At 58.3% G+C, this 18,057-nt stretch carries 16 protein-coding genes; 15 read left to right on the top strand and 1 reads right to left on the bottom strand.

What is annotated here, in order from left to right:
- Position 1: 1 nt before the first annotated feature.
- The 11 genes from ACVTFQ_RS32460 to ACVTFQ_RS32510 all read left to right on the top strand — a co-directional run bounded on the left by ACVTFQ_RS32460 (position 2) and on the right by ACVTFQ_RS32510 (position 12,338).
- Positions 2-790: an ABC transporter ATP-binding protein gene (locus ACVTFQ_RS32460; protein ID WP_142859701.1), complete on the top strand. Its 789-nt coding sequence runs from the start codon at positions 2-4 to the stop codon at positions 788-790.
- Positions 783-1,556, top strand: a complete 774-nt coding sequence (locus ACVTFQ_RS32465; protein WP_142859699.1) for an ABC transporter permease — start codon at positions 783-785, stop codon at positions 1,554-1,556. Before ACVTFQ_RS32460 ends, ACVTFQ_RS32465 begins: the two co-directional genes overlap by 8 nt.
- A gap of 99 nt (positions 1,557-1,655) precedes the next feature.
- Complete coding sequence (locus tag ACVTFQ_RS32470; protein WP_142859697.1) at positions 1,656-3,728, top strand: hydantoinase/oxoprolinase family protein; 2,073 nt, start codon at positions 1,656-1,658, stop codon at positions 3,726-3,728.
- A gap of 22 nt (positions 3,729-3,750) precedes the next feature.
- Positions 3,751-5,484 carry a hydantoinase B/oxoprolinase family protein gene (locus ACVTFQ_RS32475; protein WP_142859695.1) on the top strand — a complete coding sequence of 578 codons (1,734 nt, stop codon included), beginning with the start codon at positions 3,751-3,753 and terminating at the stop codon, positions 5,482-5,484.
- Positions 5,481-6,317, top strand: coding sequence for a sugar phosphate isomerase/epimerase family protein (locus tag ACVTFQ_RS32480; RefSeq protein ID WP_142859693.1), 837 nt, complete (start codon positions 5,481-5,483; stop codon positions 6,315-6,317). The genes ACVTFQ_RS32475 and ACVTFQ_RS32480 overlap by 4 nt, the downstream gene beginning before the upstream one ends.
- 80 nt (positions 6,318-6,397) lie before the next feature.
- The gene (locus tag ACVTFQ_RS32485) at positions 6,398-7,165 is read left to right on the top strand and encodes an amino acid ABC transporter ATP-binding protein (protein WP_142859691.1); all 768 of its coding nucleotides are present in this window, start codon (positions 6,398-6,400) and stop codon (positions 7,163-7,165) included.
- A 15-nt stretch (positions 7,166-7,180) separates the two neighbouring features.
- Positions 7,181-7,849, top strand: coding sequence for an amino acid ABC transporter permease (locus tag ACVTFQ_RS32490; protein WP_011982827.1), 669 nt, complete (start codon positions 7,181-7,183; stop codon positions 7,847-7,849).
- Positions 7,850-7,853: 4 nt separating this feature from the next.
- Positions 7,854-8,522 (top strand): amino acid ABC transporter permease, encoded by a 669-nt coding sequence (locus ACVTFQ_RS32495; RefSeq protein WP_142859689.1) that lies wholly within the window; start codon positions 7,854-7,856, stop codon positions 8,520-8,522.
- An 85-nt stretch (positions 8,523-8,607) separates the two neighbouring features.
- Positions 8,608-9,402 (top strand): SDR family NAD(P)-dependent oxidoreductase, encoded by a 795-nt coding sequence (locus ACVTFQ_RS32500; protein WP_142859687.1) that lies wholly within the window; start codon positions 8,608-8,610, stop codon positions 9,400-9,402.
- Between the two features lie 261 nt (positions 9,403-9,663).
- Complete coding sequence (locus ACVTFQ_RS32505) at positions 9,664-10,491, top strand: substrate-binding periplasmic protein (RefSeq protein ID WP_142859889.1); 828 nt, start codon at positions 9,664-9,666, stop codon at positions 10,489-10,491.
- A 119-nt stretch (positions 10,492-10,610) separates the two neighbouring features.
- The gene (locus ACVTFQ_RS32510; protein ID WP_236774501.1) at positions 10,611-12,338 is read left to right on the top strand and encodes a dihydroxy-acid dehydratase; all 1,728 of its coding nucleotides are present in this window, start codon (positions 10,611-10,613) and stop codon (positions 12,336-12,338) included.
- Positions 12,339-12,395: 57 nt separating this feature from the next.
- On the opposite strand, the gene ACVTFQ_RS32515 is transcribed toward ACVTFQ_RS32510, so the two are convergent.
- Positions 12,396-13,070, bottom strand: a complete 675-nt coding sequence (locus tag ACVTFQ_RS32515) for a GntR family transcriptional regulator (RefSeq protein WP_011982822.1) — start codon at positions 13,068-13,070, stop codon at positions 12,396-12,398.
- 332 nt (positions 13,071-13,402) lie between these two features.
- Between ACVTFQ_RS32515 and ACVTFQ_RS32520 the strand changes: the two genes are divergently transcribed.
- The 4 genes from ACVTFQ_RS32520 (at position 13,403) to ACVTFQ_RS32535 (ending at position 17,962) form a co-directional block, all read left to right on the top strand.
- A complete protein-coding gene (locus tag ACVTFQ_RS32520) occupies positions 13,403-14,686 on the top strand; it encodes a glycerate kinase type-2 family protein (RefSeq protein ID WP_470424652.1) in 1,284 nt (427 codons plus the stop codon).
- A gap of 1 nt (position 14,687) precedes the next feature.
- On the top strand, positions 14,688-15,962 hold the full coding sequence (eno, locus tag ACVTFQ_RS32525; protein ID WP_142859681.1) for a phosphopyruvate hydratase: 1,275 nt from the start codon (positions 14,688-14,690) through the stop codon (positions 15,960-15,962).
- A 48-nt stretch (positions 15,963-16,010) separates the two neighbouring features.
- Positions 16,011-17,132, top strand: a complete 1,122-nt coding sequence (locus ACVTFQ_RS32530; protein ID WP_269703596.1) for a tyramine oxidase subunit B — start codon at positions 16,011-16,013, stop codon at positions 17,130-17,132.
- Between the two features lie 137 nt (positions 17,133-17,269).
- On the top strand, positions 17,270-17,962 hold the full coding sequence (locus ACVTFQ_RS32535) for a dimethylsulfonioproprionate lyase family protein (protein WP_142859677.1): 693 nt from the start codon (positions 17,270-17,272) through the stop codon (positions 17,960-17,962).
- Positions 17,963-18,057: the final 95 nt, after the last annotated feature.

The raw sequence follows: 18,057 nt of genomic DNA on the forward strand, positions 1-18,057 counted from the left end.
GATGCTTGATCAGGTCAGAGACAACTACATCCAGGTTGCCGACGTCGACAAGCGCTATGGCGGCAACGAGGGTTTGCTCGTTCTAGAGAACATAAACCTCGACATTAAGAAGGGTGAATTCGTCAGTATCCTCGGTCCCAGCGGCTGCGGCAAAAGCACCTTGCTCAAGTGTATCGCGGGGCTGGAACCAATTTCCGGAGGCGGCATATCCACGCGGGGGCAGGCCATCAATGGTCCGCCGCACGGTCTTGGAATGGTGTTTCAGCGGGACATGCTCCTCGATTGGCGCACGATACTCGAAAACGTTCTTTTCACGGTCGAAATCAAGGGCAAGGTAACTGCTGAGATGAAGGCGCGTGCCAGCGCGCAACTCGCTCGCTTCGGCCTTGGTGGATATGAAAATAAACGGCCATGGGAATTGTCAGGTGGTATGCGCCAGAGAGCGTCAATCTGTAGAGCCCTCCTGACAGATCCCGACATTCTCCTGATGGATGAACCGTTCGGAGCGCTTGACGCCATGACACGTGACGACCTCAACGTGGAGGTGGCGCGCATCTGGCAGGAGACGCACAAGACGATCCTCTTCATCACGCACAGCATCAGCGAAGCAGTTTTCCTCTCGGATCGCGTGGTGATCCTTGATCGGCATCCCGGGCGGATCGTCGAAATCCTCGATATCGACCTCCCACGTCCGCGCGAACTGTCAGTGCGGGAGACCCCGGAATTTGGTCGTTATAGCGGTCACATCCGCCAGGTGTTCACGAAGCTGGGGATTTTCAAGAATGCGTGACAAGACATCAATCGCCGCCCGCTTACTTCCCGGCTTCGTTATGCTGGTTTCCGCACTGGCTGTCTGGGAGCTGTCCGTAAGGTTCTTTGCGATTTCGCCGATCCTGCTCCCGTCCCCCTCGGCGGTTTGGGCGGAGTTCTGGAGAATGCCATCATTCTTTTTGTACAATGCAGGGGTGACCTTGGCCGTAACCGTGATTGGTTTTCTTCTTGCGACAGTTTTCGGGGTTCTACTGGCAATCGTCATCGTATCGTCGAAGACGCTTGAACGACCAGTATTTTCTTTCCTCGTGGCCCTGAACTCAGTGCCTAAAGTCGCACTGGCACCGCTTTTTGTGGTCTGGATGGGTATAGGACCGGAACCGAAAATCGCCATTGCGGTCATGCTTGCGATCTTCGCCATCGTAATCGACACGGTACTTGGCCTTCGATCCGTCGACCCCGACATGATCAATCTGGCGCGCGTCGGCCGCGCCAGCAAGTGGCAAATTCTCACGAAAATCCGGCTTCCCTGTGCTTTGCCGAGCATGTTCGCCGGGCTGAAGGTGGCGATCTCGCTAGCGCTGATCGGCGCAATCATCGGTGAGTTTGTCGGCGGCTCCTCAGGGCTCGGATTCGCAATTCTCTCGGCACAAGGGCAATTCGACACGCCCGGCCTGTTCGTCAGTCTGGCGCTCCTCATCGCAATGGGATCGCTGTTGTTCAACATCATGGAAGGGATAGAGCGGCTGTCGATCCCTTGGCATACGTCAGTCCGCTCTCACTGACCAAGAAAATTCACCTACAAACCACCCAACGGACGGGGTTTACCCCGGCTGCGGGAGAACTTGACCCGATAAACGGCGCGGATGCGCAGGAGGCAAACGATGGACAACGCACGCATTGGCGTTGATATTGGCGGAACTTTCACCGACTTGGTGCTATTTGGTGACGCTGGCGAAACCTTTTTCACGAAGGTCCCCTCGACACCCGCCAAGCCTGAACAGGCTGTCCTGACCGGTATTCGTCAAATCACGGAGACGGCCGGCCTGGACGTTAGCAAGGTGGCTGAAGTCGTTCATGGCACGACAGTCGGTTCAAATACGCTTCTGCAAAAGGTCGGGGCCAAGACGGGCCTCATCACGACCAAGGGCTTTCGCGACGTCTTAGAAATCGGCCGCGTTCGCACGCCGACCATGTTCGATCTGAGCTGGGAAAAGGCCGTGCCCCTGATTGCGCGCCGCTACCGCCTGGAAGTTGACGAGCGTTCGACCGCCGACGGTCGTGTGCTCAAGCCGCTCAACGAGCAGGAAGTTATCGAGATCGGCCGCTTCTTCGAAAGCGAGGGCGTTGAATCCGTCGCTATCTGCTTCCTGAACTCCTACCGCAATCCGGAAAACGAGACGCGCGCGCTCGAGGTGATGAACAAGCACTTCCCGAACATGTGGGTGACCGCGTCCGTTTCCGTTTTGCCGGAAATCCGCGAATACGAGCGCACCTCCACGACGGCGGTTAACGCTTACGTCCTGCCGTCGCTGCGCGCCTACTTCGAACGTCTCGAAAACGGACTGCGGGAAATCGGCGTCTCGGCGCCCCTCCTGATCAGCAACTCCAACGGCGGCCTTTCAAGCGCTAAGATGGCGCAGGAAAAGCCGGTCTTCTTCATTTCCTCGGGCCGCTCCGCCGGTGTGGTTGGCGCTGGCCGTCTCGGCGAGGCCATGGGTGAAAAGGATCTCGTGGTCTTCGATATGGGCGGAACAACCGCTTCCGCCTCGCTAATCCACAAGGGCGAACTGTCGCGTGCCAACGAATACGAGTTCCGCGCCGGTATTTCGACGCCGAGCCGCTTCATCAAGGCCGGCGGCTATCTCATGCGCGTGCCGACCGTCGACGTTGCCGAAGTTGGCAGCGGTGCGGGCTCCATCGCAAGCATCGACGAAGGGGGCCTCATGCACGTGGGCCCGCTGTCGGCTGGCGCCGATCCTGGCCCTGTCTGCTACGGTATCGGCGGGCAGTCGCCGACCGTCACGGACGCCAACGTCGTCCTCGGTTTTCTGCCTTCAGCGCTCGCCGGCGGCAGCATGAAACTTGACGTTGAAGGTGCTCGCGCGGCCATAAAGCGCGACCTCGCCGACAGGCTGGGCCTGTCGATCGAGGACGCGGCTTTCGGCATCCGTGAAGTGGTCAACATCAACATGGCTCGCACGATCAAGGCAGTCACAGTAGAACGCGGCGTTGATCCACGCGACTTCGCGATCCTTGCCTTCGGCGGATCTGGCCCGGTGCACGCCTGCGACCTAGCACGTACGCTCAACATCTCCCGCGTCATATTTCCGAAATCTCCCGGCGTCTTCACGGCGACCGGTATGCTGGCCGCCAAGGTGGAGCGCTACTTCCTGCGCAGCCTGAACGGCATGCTGGACCAGCTTCCGATCGACCAAGTCAACAGCCTGCTCAGGGACATGCGTGCGGAGGCCGTAGCCTCGCTTGCCGAAGAAGGCTACAGCCCCGAACAAATCGAATGCGGCTTCGAGGCCGATCTTCGCTTCAAGGGCCAGGATTTCGAACTCCCGATTGCTCTGCCGGAAACGGTCACAGAGCGCGATCGCGATCTGCTTCGTGCGGCGTTCCTTGAGGCCTACAAGGGGATCTACGGCTATGCCTCGGACGATAGGGTTGAGATCGTCAACATTCGTCTGAACGCGAGCGGCAATCAGGGCAATCGGCTGAGCTTCGTTCCGCATGCGCCGGACACTGCCACAGCAGAAGCCACGAGCCGCAAGATCTATCATTCTCGCACGGACGGCTGGGTGGATACGCCGATCTACGAGCGCAGCACCTTCAAGGGTGGCGTGCAGGGACCGCTCATCATTCAGAGCCCGGACACCACCATCGTCATACCTCCGCGTGCCACCGCTGACCTCGACGCCTTCGGCAACGTTGTCGCCACACTTGCTTGAGTCTTTCGGAAGGAACAGCCTCATGGCCCAGAAAACCAACGATCCGATCACCTTCGCTGTCATCAAAAATGCGCTCGACACCATCGTCGACGACATGGCCTTCGCCGTCATGCGCACCGCACGCTCCCCGATCGTCCGGGACGTTCTCGATTACTCCGTCACGCTTTGCGACAAGCATGGGCGCATCCTGTCGCAGGCAAAAACGGTCGCGTTGCATCTTGGCGCCGTGCCGGATGCAATGGACGTCATCATGGCAAAGTACGCCGACAACCTGGCTCCCGGCGACGTGATCGTTTTCAACGACCCGTATGAAGGGGGCATGCATCTTCCGGACATCTTCATGATCCGGCCCATCTTCCACGCCGATACGCTTCGTGGATTCTCGGTGGTCATTGCGCATCATTGTGACGTCGGCGGCCGCGTCCCCGGCTCGAATGCAGCGGACTCGACCGAGATCTACCAGGAAGGTCTTCGTATTGCGCCGATGAAGCTTTACGACAAGGGCGTTCTCAACGATACGCTGATACGCATCATCACCAAGAACGTGCGTCTGCCGGAACTGGTCCTCGGCGACCTCGAAGCGCAGTTCGCCACCTGCAATCTCGGCGAGCGTGAGTTGCTCCGCCTGATCGAGCGTTATGGTGCGGATGAGCTGGACAGCTATTTCGACGACCTGATCGACTACGGCGAGCAGCTCACGCGTGCCGCTATCCGCTCGTGGCCGGATGGCGACTACTATTTCGAGGATTTCATCGACGGCGACGGGTTTTCAACGGACGCAATCCCGATCAAGGTCAAGCTCACCGTCAAGGGTGATCACCTCGATGTCGATTTCGCGGGGTCTTCGCCGCAGGTTAAGGGCGCGATCAACTCGACGCTATCCTTCGTCAAGTCGGCAACTTATCTGTCCGTGCGCTGCGCGCTCGACGCGGAGGTGCCGAACAATGCTGGCGTGTATCGCGCCATCACTATCACCGCGCCGGGAGGTTCGATCCTCAACCCGCAGATGCCGGCGCCGGTGGCAGCCCGGGCTCTAACCGGCTATCGCGTGGTTGACACCGTCCTGGGAGCGTTGTCGCAGATCGCACCCAAAAAGGTCATGGCGGCGGGCGAGGGCGGCAACACAGTTCTGGCCTTCGGCGGCTGGGATAAAGAAACCCGCGAACCATTCGTTCTGGTCGACATGATCAACGGCGCCTGGGGCGGCCGCTGGAACAAGGATGGGGTCGAGGGCGTCACCAACCCCTCGCAGAACATGTCGAACCTGCCGGTGGAAACGCTAGAGGTCCGTTATCCGCTTATGATGGACGAATACAGCCTGCGCCCCGATTCATGCGGAGCCGGAGAGTATCGCGGGGGCCTCGGCCTGATCCGCACTTACCGCCTCCTCGCCGAGGAAGCCGTTTTGCAGATTCGCGCGGACCGGCATGATCATGCGCCCTACGGCCTGTTCGGCGGCAAGCCGGCAGCACCTTGCGTCAATATCCTTGATCCGGAGGGCGAAAACACTCGCCTTCCCGCCAAGATCACCCGCACCATCGGCCGCGATGTCGTGATCCGCCACGAACAGGCTGGCGGCGGCGGCTACGGGGATCCGCTAAAGCGCTCGCTCGAGCTCATCGCCGACGATCTCTCGAATGGCAAAATCACTGCCGCCTTTGCCCGTGAACACCACGGCATCGTGTTCGAAGAAGACGGTATCACCATCAATGCAGCAGCAACCGGCGCACGACGCGCACAGGAGGCTTTCGCGTGACCCAGTACGATCTTACGCGCTTTGCGATCAATCAGATCACGACCCCCACATGGACCATGCCTCAGGCGATCGAAGGCTATTCGCGCCAAGGAATCAGAGGTATAGCGGTGTGGCGGAACTTCCTCGACGATTATGGCGTCGAACAAACCGCCAAGCACCTGCGCGACGCACAGATGTGGGTTGCTTCGCTCTGCACGAGTGCATGGGTCAGCGAAACCGATCCGGCAGCTTACCGAGCCAAGATCGATGAGAACCGCCGGATCATCGACCAGGCGGCTGCCATCGGCGCCCCCTGCGTCGTCATGGTAATCGGCGGCTTGCCGCAGGGTGACAAAGACTTGCCCGCCCAGCGCAGGCGCATTCACGATGCTTTTGCCGAACTCGCGCCTTACGCGGCGGCCTCAGGGGTAAAACTCGGACTTGAGCCGCTGCATCCGATGTATTGTGGCGATCGCAGCGCACTCAACCTGATCACGGATGCCAATGATCTTATCGACGAGTTAGGTGACAAAGCTGCCAGCCTGGTCGCGGACGTCTATCATTGCTGGTGGGACCCCGCATTTGAGCGAGAGCTTCGCCGTGCCGGGAAAGACCGCATCCACACGTTCCACTATTGCGACTGGCTAGTCCCGACGCGGAACCTCCGTGATCGTGGCATGGTGGGCGATGGGGTGATTGATTTCGCTACCATTCGGGGATGGCTTGATGACATCGGTTACGACGGTCCGTTCGAGCTGGAACTTTTCTCTGAACTGGACTGGTGGGAACGGGATCCAGAAGAGACTGTGCGTATCGCCATCGAGCGTTGTGGCCCATTCGTAGGCCCGCGCTAATATCGCGTCTGGCCCGCGAGCTTGTGGGTCGGACGTTCCCTAACCGCCTGTTGGATCAGGCTTCGATTCAGGAGACCCTGATGACAGACCAAAGCTTCATTTCGATACGAAACCTGCAAAAAAGCTATGCGCAGGGACAGATTAAAGTCCTGAATGGCTTGAACCTCGACATGCAGAAAACTGACCGCTTGCTTGTAATCGGTCCCAGCGGCGGAGGAAAAAGTACGCTTCTCCGCTGCGTCATGGGGCTCGAGGATGTCCAGGGCGGTGAGATCAAAGTCGACGGCAAAAACTATATCGCCGGCGCGCCGAAAAAAACGACCATTAACGCCGAAATGCAAAAGCAGATCGGCATGGTTTTTCAGAGTTACACGCTCTTTCCTCACCTCACCGTGCTTGGTAACCTCACTCTTGCGCCCGTTAGGTCACGTGGCGTGAGGCGTGATGAGGCAGAAGCGCGCGCACTCGAATTGCTCAACCGGTTTGGGCTCAAGGCCAAGGCCAAGGCCTATCCGGCTGCTCTTTCCGGCGGTCAAAAACAGCGCGTCGCGATCGCAAGGGCGTTGATGCTCGACCCGAAACTGATGCTGTTCGATGAAGTGACATCGGCACTCGATCCGGAACTCGTGAACGAAGTGATTAGCATGGTGACCGAGCTCGCGGACGGCGGCATGCCGATGATGATTGTCACGCACGATATGTGGTTCGCAAAGAAGATCGCAACTAGAGTGGTCTTCTGCGATGGCGGTGTCGTTGCCGATGACGCTCCACCTGACGAATTCTTCCGTGCGCCGAAGACCGCCAGGGCGCGTGACTTCATCCACAACGTGCTGCATGCAGATCGCTGAGATGGACGAACGACCATGCAAAACATCGATTTCTTTTTCGTCCTCAATGCCTGGCCCGCGCTTCTGGAGGGATTAAAAATCACCCTCCAGCTCACGGTGTGGGCAAACATCATCGGGCTTGTTGCCGGGTTTCCTCTAGCCCTGCTCTCGAATGCCCGCATCGCACCGATACGGTGGATCGCGCGCTTCTATATCGACCTGTTTCGGTGTACGCCCGTCCTCGTTCAGGTCGTGTGGTTCTTCTTCTGTATACCGATGATCTTCGAGGTGTGGTGGTCGCCGGTATTCATGGGGGTCCTCATCCTCGGAATGAACCAGACGGCGTTCAACGGTGAAGCATTCAGGGCTGCCATCCAATCCATTCCCGCAGCGCAAAGGGATGCTGGTGTCGCACTTGGCCTCGGCCGTTGGAACTACACCAGATACATCGTGCTACCCCAGGCAATCAGGACTGCGACGCCGGTCCTGATCACAAATGCGATTGGTATCTTTCAGCAAAGCTCGCTTGTTGCACTCGTGGGTGTTGCCGACCTGATGTATCAGGGCAAGCAGCTCTCGACCCAGACCTACCGCCCAATCGAGACGTTTACCTTCCTCGCGGCGTTTTATCTGGTTGTCGCGATCCCCTTTGGTCGTCTAGCCGCGTTCTTTGAACACCGGCTGGAGCGTATGAACAAGGTGTAAGATCATGCAAGATCTCGATTTCTCTGTTGTTCTGCAATACGGTCCGGCGTTGCTCAAAGGGCTCGTTCTGACCCTCCAGATTACGGTGCTTTGCGGACTGGCAAGCGTTGTGTTCGGCTTTCTCATCGGTGTTGGACGCAAGTCCAACGTTCGACCGGTCCGCTGGGCCTGCTCTCTCTATGTCGAGGTGCTGCGCGGTACGCCGGTCCTGATTACCTTGTTCTGGGTCTTCTTCTGTTTCCCGATCATTCTCGACGTTGAGCTCAGTCCCTTCATCTCGGCCGTGATTGCCCTGACACTCTATACATCGGCGATCACCAGCGAGTCCTTTCGGGCTGCCTTGGGATCGATCGGGCAAGATCAGCACGATGCTTGCAAAGCGCTTGGTCTGAGCCGTTTTTCGAAGATGATGTATGTGGTCGCGCCACAGACAATCGTACGCGCCATTCCCAACCTGATGTCGAACCTGGTGAGCCTGTTCAAGGAGAGTGCGCTCGTTTCGGCAGTCGGCGTGGTCGAACTTATGTACACGGCTCAAAACATATCGAACGTGACTGCGAGACCTGTCGAGGTACTGACCACCGCGGCTCTCGTCTACTTTGTTATCGGCTGGGTGCTCACGCGACTGGTCAATGCCGCGGAAACGCGCCTGCTCGTCAAAATGGCAGTGTGAACCCTCAAGGCAAACGGGCCCTCCGTTAAGCCACCCACCTTCACGCATAGCGTGACATGAAAAAAGATTTTTAAGGAGATCAGCAATGGCAAGTACAAATGAACAAACCTCTTCGCCGCTCGCGGTTGTCACCGGCGGCGCAAGCGGGATTGGCGAGGCCAGTGTGCGCGGCTTCGTGTCTGCCGGCTGGCGGGTTGTTATCGCAGACATCAACGACGAACGGGGAAAGGCAATCGCTGCCGAATTGGGTGCCGCGGTCAGCTACCGTCATCTTGATGTGTCCGACGAGCAGGCGGTGAGGCAATTCAAAGAGGCGGTCTATGCAGAGCATGGACTTGTGTCGGCACTTGTGAACTCTGGCGGCATTTTGCAGAACGCCACCAAGGTGACGAAGATGCCGGTCGAAGAGTTCGATCGCATCATCGACGTCAACCTTCGCGGAACGATGCTCACTGCGCGCGCCTTCGGCGAAGAGATGGCGCAATCGGGCGGCGGATCGATTGTGAACCTCTGCTCGCTGACCACTTTCCAGCCCTGGCCACAGCCGGCATATGCCATGAGCAAGTCGGCGCTGAAGATGCTGACCGAAATCATGGCCGCCGAACTTGGTCCGCAGGGTGTCCGTGTCAATGCGGTAGCGCCTGGATATACGATGACCGAAGCGATGAAGAGCCGCATCGATCGCGGCGAACGCGACCCCTCTGTTGTCATTTCCAGGTCCGCGCTGCGACGGTTCGTCGAGCCGAGGGAGGTTGCAGATGCAATCCTCTTCCTGTGCTCTCCGTCCGCGTCCGCCATCACTGGGATCACCATGCCGATCGATGCGGGCTGGCTGGTCTATACGTCCTATATGAGCGCGGCCGCGCGACCAGCGGACTAACACAGCAGGTAGCAACCGGCGTCCCGACACATCACGGGAGCCGGCCGGGTCTCTAGTGCAGAGCATTGCACGGAAAAAATTCTGCCCGCAACACCTAAAGGGCTATTGTCGACAATTGCAATCGGTGCCAAGATCGCTTTTAGCCAGGCCGAGCGCCGATTGGACACGATAGAAAGGAAACCAACCCAGCAGAACCCACCGAACAGATGCATGCGAATAAAAGCAATCAACGGAACAGCAGCAACAATTGGGAGTGTTAAAATGAAACTTACGAAGCTCATCACCGGGTTGATCCTCGGCGCAACAGTTCTCGCTGGAGCAGGTCAGGCCAATGCCCAGTCTGCCGAAGGTTACTGGCAGGAAATCCAGAAGCGCGGAACGCTCCGTTGCGGCGCGGCAGTCGCGCCCCCGCACGTTATTCGCGATCCTCAAAGCGGCGAATACAGCGGTACATTCGTCGACCTCTGCAAGAAGTTTGCTCAGGACGCCCTTGGCGTAAAAGCTGAAATCGTCGACACGACCTGGGACAACATCGTTGCCGGCTTGCAGGCCAATCGCTGGGACCTGTCCATGGCTTTGAACCAGAATCCCAAGCGGGCTATGGCGATCGCCTTCAGTCAGCCGGTCGTTCAGTACGAAGTTTCCGGCGTTTACGACAAGGCAAATCCGAAGTTTTCCACGGCACCGAAGTCTATCGCAGATCTCGACGTCGCCGGCGTGACGATCATCATCATGTCGGGCACGGCAATCGACGGAACACTTACGCGCCAGATCAAGAATGCAACGATCCTGCGCCTGCCCGATATCGACGCCACTCGCCTGGCGCTCTCTTCACGGAGAGGCGACATCCTCGTCGATGACAGCGACAGCAACACGCTGTTTTCAGCGACGGGCAAGGATCGCTGGGTGACGCTTAACCCCGAGCCTGCTATCTCGAAGCAGGGCATCGCGTTTGGCCTGCGTCGTGATGCTTCGTATTCGGATATCCAGTCGCTGAACTTCTTCATCCAGGAGCAGACCGCGATCGGCGAAGTCGACCGCATCGCGAGCGGATACATCGACAAGCTCGCGGGCGAAATCAAGAAATAGCGACAGTCTGGCGAGGCGCTGCAATCTGCGGCGTCTCGCCAATACCGTTCCGACGAATAGTGAATGCAACCCATCGCTCTCGAAGATGGCGGGGAGGGGTGCTTCGAATGGAGAACATGATGACCGTCGACAAAAAACCTCTCCGTAGCGAGGCATGGTTCAAGCGCATTGACAATACCGGGTATGAGCACCGCACCCACCTCAAGGCGCGTGGTGCGCTACCAGATATGTTCGAGGGCAAACCCGTAATCGGCATTGCCAACTCGGCATCCGATCTGGTCCCCTGCAACGCCCATCTCACGGAACTGGCGGAATGGGTTGCTCGCGGTGTGCTCGAAGCTGGCGGCTTCCCGCTTGTGTTTTCCACTATGTCGATCGGCGACTCCATCATGCGTCCGAGCGGAATGCTTTTCCGCAATATGATGAGTATGGAGCTCGAGGCGACACTTCGCGCAAACCCGCTCGACGGCGTGGTTTTGCTAACAGGATGCGACAATACGGCGCCCGCCTACATGATGGGGGCAGCCAGCGTCGATCTCCCGACCATCGTCGTGCACGGTGGGACGATGCTGAGCGGTCGCGTTGGGATGCGGCAGGTAGGTTCGGGTTCCGACATTTTTCGTATGCACGGCGAATACAAGGCAGGGCGTATGACGAAGGACGCTTTCCTTGCGTCGGAATACGGAATGTCGCGCAGTAACGGCGCCTGTAACACGATGGGGACGGCAACGACGATGGGCTGTATCGCAGAAGCCCTCGGCCTCAGTCTCACGGGATCTGCTGCCATTCCCGCGGTTGATGGGCGTCGGAAGGGCTCCGCGCAGTTGTCTGGTCGGCGAATCGTCGAGATGGTCAGAGAAGATCTGGCGTTCTCTAAGATCGTCGATCGATCGGCGCTTGAGAATGCAATCCGAGTCAACGCTGCCCTCGGCGGGAGCACGAATGCAATCATTCATTTGCTGGCTTTGGCGGGGCGCCTGGAGATTGAACTGACCCTTGCCGACTTCGAAGAAAACAGCCGGTCAATCCCGCTTCTTGCCAACATCCTTCCGAACGGCAAGTACCTCGTCGAGGAATTCTTCTCCGCGGGTGGATTGCCGGCCGTCATGGCATCGCTTGGGGAGAGGCTCAACCTTGATGCGCGTACCGCAGGCGGAACGACGCTGCGGGAGGAACTCGCTGGCGTCGAAAGCCTTGACCACGACGTCATCGCGCCGTTCGACAAACCGATCAAGCCGCAGAACGCGCTGCGCATCATCAGGGGCAACATTGCACCAAACGGTGCTGTGATGAAACCATCAGCCGCAAGTCCGCACCTGATGAAACATACGGGCCGTGCCGTCGTGTTCGAATCCGTGGAAGATCTCGACAAGCGCATCGATGATCCGTCTCTGAATATCGACGAGACCTGCGTACTCGTTCTGAAGGGGATTGGCCCCAGAGGTTATCCGGGCATGCCGGAACTTGGAAATATCCGTTTGCCCAAGCATATTCTCGAAAAGGGCGTCACCGATATGGTCAGGATTTCGGACGGCCGCATGAGTGGCACGGCTTATGGTACGGTCGTGCTTCACGTTGCGCCCGAATCCTCGATCGGTGGTCCGCTGGCTCTGATCCGTGATGGTGACCTGATTTCGCTGGACGTCGAGGCGGGCACATTGTCGGTCAATCTCACCGATGACGAACTTGAACTGCGGCGGTCGCAAGCCTCCTTTGCGCCCATCAGCCATAAGCGCGGTTACGAGCGCCTCTTTGTTGAGCATGTCTTGCAGGCTGATAAGGGGCTCGATTTTGATTTCCTGGTGGGGCGAAGCGGGAACGAAGCTCCGACGAGACGACCGTTCTAATCCTGATCACTATTAAGCAGCGCCGCTACTCCCGCGCGTCCGGGAATAGCGGCGTTCTCAGTCGCCGTCGGGACGTGATAACGAACCGGTGAGCTTTTGACCTTCTGTAATGTTGTGTTGCTCAGCCAACGTCCCAGCAAGAACCGAATCCCGTTCACGGATAGCATTCCAGATCGGTTCATGCTGGACGATAATCTCCAAGGGATCTTCTATCAGAAGATTGCTTGATCGGATGAACACGCGGATTTGCTGCTCTATCAGCTTATATTGTTGTTTTAGGCGGCTATGCCCGGACTCGTCGATGATCGATTTGTGAAAACCGAAATCGGCCTCAGCAATTGTTTCAGAGCTCTCCGTCACTGTATTTTTCAGCCGGTCAAATGCGGCCTCAATACGCGACATCGCCTCATTGTCGGCATTGGTCGCAGCAAACTGTGCCGCCAGACGTTCGATAGCACCTCGTAGCGTGTAGAGCTCCCAAACATCCTGATGGGTGAGTTCAACGACCGTCCAACCCGTGTAGGGAACGAGACTGACGAGCCCTTCTTTTCCAAGCTGATGCAGCGCCGTGCGGACAGTGGCACGGGAAAGACCCATGCCCTCCGAAAGCTGGACCTCTGTCAAGCGCGATCCCGGTCGGATCGATCCGTCCACGATTTGGGATCTCAATACGCCAAGCGCTCGCACGTCCGCTGGCATTTTTTCGATTTTTGGTAGCTTCATTTGCGTCATCGTCGGCCCACAGTTGCTTGAAATTCAACATTAACGCTCCCCCAAGGGGCGAACAAGAGAACTATATCGAATTCCCGCGCAAAGGCTATTGTCGACAATAGCCTTTTAGGCTATTTATGAGCGTATGAAAATGGCCGGCCTCAAGAAAAGGCCTGATCGCAATTACGAATTCAAAACAAGTCGGAGGAGCTGTCCGGATGTTCAGGGCGAACAAAATTCGAAACGCTGACGAGATTGCCGCTCACGGGGATGCGGCGTCACGCCAGATTGTCCTTGAAATCGCGGACCGGACACTTGAGCGGCTCGATAGCTACAAGCGCATCCGCAGCATCATGCGACTTGAGGGCGATATCCTGCACATCGGCACGAAGTCGTGGGACCTGTCGAAGAAGCGCAACATCTACCTCTTTGGTGCGGGCAAGGCCTGCAACCACATGGCCATGGCGGTGGATCACGTCCTTGGCGACCGCCTCACGCGCGGAATAGCCATCGTGAAGATCCACGAGGAAACCGATCGTTTCAACAAGACCGAGGTTTACGTTGGCGGCCATCCTCTGCCGAACGAGGCAGGCTACCAGGCATCCAGGAAGATGATCGAGATCATCGACCAGGCGGGTCCGGACGACCTTTTTATCGGAGTCATCAGCGGTGGCAGTTCCGCTTTGATGTCCTGCCCAATCGACGGTATTTCGCTGCAGGACGAGATCGACACGACCGACGTACTGCTGAAATCCGGCGCCGGAATCTACGAAATCAACGCGGTGCGCCGGCACATATCCGCGCTGAACGGGGGCATGCTCGCCAAGCGCATTCAGGACGTGGGCGCGGAGCTGATCGGCTTCGGCATCAGCGATGCCGTCGGCTCACCGGCAACCGGTGACATCGCCGTCCCCTACGCTGCCTATAAAAGCACGCCCATTGGGCCCGATGCGACGACACTGGATGATGCGCGCGCTACCATCGTCAATTATGACGTGGCCGACCGCCTGCCAAAGAGCGTCGTCGACTACCTGATGAATGCCGGGCCGGACAAGGAAACGCCGAAGGCCTTTCCGAACAACACCTATTTCTTGCTCAACACCCTGCCGGATTCCTGCATCTCCGCCAAGGAAATCTGTGAGGAGATGGGTATTCCTGCCATTATCGTCTCTTCTTTCCTGGAAGGTGAAAGCAAGGACGCAGGCACGTTCTTCGCTTCGATGGCGCGTGAGATCCAGACTTACGGCAACCCGGTCAAGGCGCCGTGCGTGCTGCTCAGTTCTGGCGAGGTCACGACTCAGATTCTCGACAACAGCGTCATCCGCGGGCACGGCGGACCGGGCCAGGAGATGACGATCAGCTTTGCGATCACCGCCGCGAAAACAAAGGGCGCGTGCCTTCTGTCGATTGACAGCGAAGGAACCGACGGGACGGCCAAGGTGGCCGGCGGCATCACCGATTCCGCCAGTCTGGCGGCTGCTGCGGGAAAGGGCATCAATCTCCATCAGACGCTGCGCGAGCACAGTTGTTTCGAGGCGCTCGACGCTATCGGCTCCGCTGTCTTCACCGGCAACACCGGCACCAACCTGTGCGACCTCAACATTCTTTACGTACCAGCCCTGAAGGAGGGCCAGTAACATGGAAGACAGGATTGCCTCAATCTTCGCCCAGCAGATCATCGACTGCAAATGCCGCCCAGCGGTAGAGGTGGAAATCCGCACCGAAAGCGGTGCTGTCGGCCGCGGCGCGGCTCCGACCGGGAGCTCGGTCGGCATGCACGAAGCCTTCGTGCTGCGCGACGGCGACAAGTCGACCTATGGCGGCCTTAGTGTTCACAAGGCGGTCCAGAAGGTCGAGACGATCATCGCACCAGCGCTCATCGGGATGGACGTCTTCGATCAGCGCGCCATTGACGAGAAGATGATCGCGATCGACGGTACGCCAGATAAGGGGAGCCTTGGCGGCAACACGATATATTCGGTATCGATCGCGGCTTTCCGTGCTGCGGCCGATGCGCTGCGCATTCCGCTCTATGACCACATTGCGGGCGGTACGATCAAGACTGTGCCTGTTCCCTGCTTCAACGTCATCAATGGCGGAAAATACGACGGTTTCATCCAGTCCTTCAACGAGTTCCTGATCGTTCCCTACGGTACGGACAGTATCGACGTTTCGATCGAGATGGCGGTTACCGTTTTCCAGGAGCTCTCGCACGTGCTCACCAGACACCTCGGCCACAAACCGCAGGTCGCTAGCTCTTACGGTTACGCAGCGCCCTCGGACGATCCGGAAGTGCTTCTCGATCTCATGCAGCAGGCTATCGACGCCTGCGGCTACACCGGGCGCATCGCTTTCGCTCTCGATTGCGCGTCGAGCGAGTTTTTCGACGCTGAGAGCCGTACGTATCTTCTGAAAGGGCAACGCGTGACCAGTGACGAGCTGATCGCTTACGCCAAGCGCCTGACGGAAAAATACGACTTCGTTTTTATCGAGGACCTCCTCGATGAGAACGACTGGGATGGCTATGTTAAAGCAAACCGCGAGATTGACCGGACGATCATCCTTGGTGACGACCTAACGGTAACCAAGCTCCAATACCTCAAGCGCGCTTTCGAAACCAAAGCTGTCGGCGGCTTTATCCTGAAGCCCAATCAGGTCGGCACGATCACAGAAGCGATGGACGCTCACCGCTACGCGAGCGAACATGGCATAATTTCCGTCCCCTCAGGGCGCTCCGGCGGTGTCGTTGACGATGTCGTGATGGATTTCTCGGTCGGACTTCAGGTTCCGTTTCAGAAGAACGGCGCGCCTCGTTCCGGCGAGCGCATCGAAAAGCTGAACTTCCTGATGCGTGCCAATGCCCGCAGCGCCGGATGCCGCCTTTACGACATCAAGCCTCTCCTAAAATTCTGACGATCAAGAAATCAGCCGATCGAACCTTCATCCATAGGGAGCTCCATTATGACCACGAAAATCGACTTTCTCTACCTTTCCGAACCCGACATGATCGCCGCCGGTGTCAACGACGCAAAGCGTTGCGTGGAAATCTGCGAGGAGACTTTCAGCCTGCTGGGCGAGGGCGACTACCTCATGGGCGGTGCCAACCACAACAGCCATGGCCTCAACATCGTCTTTCCGAAGGAAACGAAGTTCCCGAACATGCCCGTCGCCGGCCCGGACCGGCGTTTCGCCGCCATGCCCGGTTATCTCGGCGGCCGCTTCGACGTCTGCGGCAACAAGTGGTACGGCTCGAACCATGCCAATACCCAGAAGGGCCTTCCGCGCTCGATCCTAACGATGATGCTGAACGACAAGGAAACCGGCGCGCCGATGGCGCTGATGTCAGCGAACCTGCTCAGCGCCGCGCGCACAGGCGCCGTACCGGGCGTCGCGGCAAAGCACCTCGCCAACAAGGATGCTAAGATCGTCTCCATTGTCGGTTGCGGTCCGATCAACAAGGCCTGCTTCACCGCCATCATGACCCAGCTTCCCGCCGTCGAGAAAGTCGTCTGCTTCGACGTGTTCCTGGACAAGGCAAATGAACTCGCGCGCTGGGTCGCGGAGACCTACAAGGTCAAGGCCGTCGGCGTCGACGAGGCCGAGGCAGGCTTCCGCAACATCGACGTCATCACCGTGGCGGCTTCGCGCCTCAAGCCGCTCTACTTCAAGGACGAGTGGATCAAGGAAGGCGCGACCATCCTCGTTTCCGGTCCGTTCAACACGGACGAGTCCTTCCTCACTGGGGCGACGATCGTCTACGATCACACGCCGCTTCAGGAAGCCTATGTCGAGGACGCTATCGCCTCGGGCAACAAGGATGCCTACTACGGCGGCGTGATTGGCGGTCCGTTCTTCCGTCTCATCGACGCTGGCAAGTTGCCGGCTCTCAAAGACTCGACCGGCCTTGGCGACGTGGTCAACGGCAAGAAGCCGGGCCGCGAAAGCGCCAAGGATCGGGTCATCTTCATCGCTTGCGGCATGGCTGTCTTCGACATCAGCTGGGGCTTCGAAATGTATGAGAACGCCAAGAAGAACGGCATCGGCCAGTCCCTCAATCTCTGGGACAAGCCCGCCCTCGCTTGATCAGGCGCCGGCCGCGTCGTTTCTGGCGACGCGGCCGGCAAACGGATGGGTCCGTAGGTTCGCCCGGTGCAGCCCTTGCATCCGCTGTCCGGGGCCCGGTCTGCCGCTCGATGTACAAGCCATGATGAGGAACGCGCATGCTTTCGTTGGCCGACCCGGTTCAAGCGACCAGCACGGATCATTTCTTCGGTCCATCCATATCGGAGATACATATTGAGGAAGGTTCCCGGGGCAAGCGGCCCAAGGCTCTCAAACATGTCATCAGGGCCATGGAGAACAGTGTTCTCGGTCAAAATCCCGACGTACCCGGCACTTTGCCAGCCTGCAAGATGCTCAATCTTCTTCAGGCCAGTGGCGTTCGCAGCGTGTCCGGACCACGCTTGCAGCCCGAGTTTCGGCTCCGCGGCGAATTTAACACCGCGTTGAACAGTTTGGCTAACGAAGGCCCGAACTCTCAGTTCCTGGCGGCAGCGCTGGATGAACTTGAAGATGGCCTCGTCTGGTATTCGGCAAAGAGCGGTCCGTTTGCCAGCCTCAATTTCGAGCGAAACCACGCTCATGCCGTTTTGGGGGCGCCCAAGACAGATAGTAGCGACAAGGTGTTGCTGGGCATCACAATCATGGCGCCATACACCCGCTTTCCGGACTACGTCCTGCGCTTGCCGCGGGTGATGTTTCCTCTTTCGCCTGGAGAGTACAAATCGATCAGCGGTGAGTGGAAGAGCCACCAGATCGGTTCCCCGATTGTCTGCGCCGCAGGTCGTGAGTTTGCGATGCGGTGCGCGTCGCAGCCGCTTCTTTCCCTATGGTGCCAGAGGCTGGCGACCTGATCGAACCCGCGTGCAATTCAACAGAGCGGAAGGGCTTGTCCCTGGCCAGCTCCGCGACCCCAACCTCGAGGACCGTACAATTGGATACTGCAACC

Source organism: Rhizobium sp. O111 (assembly GCF_055616315.1).

What these genes read in the sequence shown, in the direction of transcription:
- ACVTFQ_RS32515 (WP_011982822.1), bottom strand. Translation starts at nt 13,070, where the DNA reads ATGACGCAAATGAAGCTACCAAAAATCGAAAAAATGCCAGCGGACGTG.
- ACVTFQ_RS32535 (WP_142859677.1), top strand. Translation starts at nt 17,270, where the DNA reads ATGCTTTCGTTGGCCGACCCGGTTCAAGCGACCAGCACGGATCATTTC.
- ACVTFQ_RS32520 (WP_470424652.1), top strand. Translation starts at nt 13,403, where the DNA reads ATGCGACTTGAGGGCGATATCCTGCACATCGGCACGAAGTCGTGGGAC.
- ACVTFQ_RS32500 (WP_142859687.1), top strand. Translation starts at nt 8,608, where the DNA reads ATGGCAAGTACAAATGAACAAACCTCTTCGCCGCTCGCGGTTGTCACC.
- ACVTFQ_RS32490 (WP_011982827.1), top strand. Translation starts at nt 7,181, where the DNA reads ATGCAAAACATCGATTTCTTTTTCGTCCTCAATGCCTGGCCCGCGCTT.
- ACVTFQ_RS32470 (WP_142859697.1), top strand. Translation starts at nt 1,656, where the DNA reads ATGGACAACGCACGCATTGGCGTTGATATTGGCGGAACTTTCACCGAC.
- ACVTFQ_RS32505 (WP_142859889.1), top strand. Translation starts at nt 9,664, where the DNA reads ATGAAACTTACGAAGCTCATCACCGGGTTGATCCTCGGCGCAACAGTT.
- ACVTFQ_RS32475 (WP_142859695.1), top strand. Translation starts at nt 3,751, where the DNA reads ATGGCCCAGAAAACCAACGATCCGATCACCTTCGCTGTCATCAAAAAT.
- ACVTFQ_RS32460 (WP_142859701.1), top strand. Translation starts at nt 2, where the DNA reads ATGCTTGATCAGGTCAGAGACAACTACATCCAGGTTGCCGACGTCGAC.
- eno (WP_142859681.1), top strand. Translation starts at nt 14,688, where the DNA reads ATGGAAGACAGGATTGCCTCAATCTTCGCCCAGCAGATCATCGACTGC.
- ACVTFQ_RS32495 (WP_142859689.1), top strand. Translation starts at nt 7,854, where the DNA reads ATGCAAGATCTCGATTTCTCTGTTGTTCTGCAATACGGTCCGGCGTTG.
- ACVTFQ_RS32465 (WP_142859699.1), top strand. Translation starts at nt 783, where the DNA reads ATGCGTGACAAGACATCAATCGCCGCCCGCTTACTTCCCGGCTTCGTT.
- ACVTFQ_RS32530 (WP_269703596.1), top strand. Translation starts at nt 16,011, where the DNA reads ATGACCACGAAAATCGACTTTCTCTACCTTTCCGAACCCGACATGATC.
- ACVTFQ_RS32485 (WP_142859691.1), top strand. Translation starts at nt 6,398, where the DNA reads ATGACAGACCAAAGCTTCATTTCGATACGAAACCTGCAAAAAAGCTAT.
- ACVTFQ_RS32510 (WP_236774501.1), top strand. Translation starts at nt 10,611, where the DNA reads ATGACCGTCGACAAAAAACCTCTCCGTAGCGAGGCATGGTTCAAGCGC.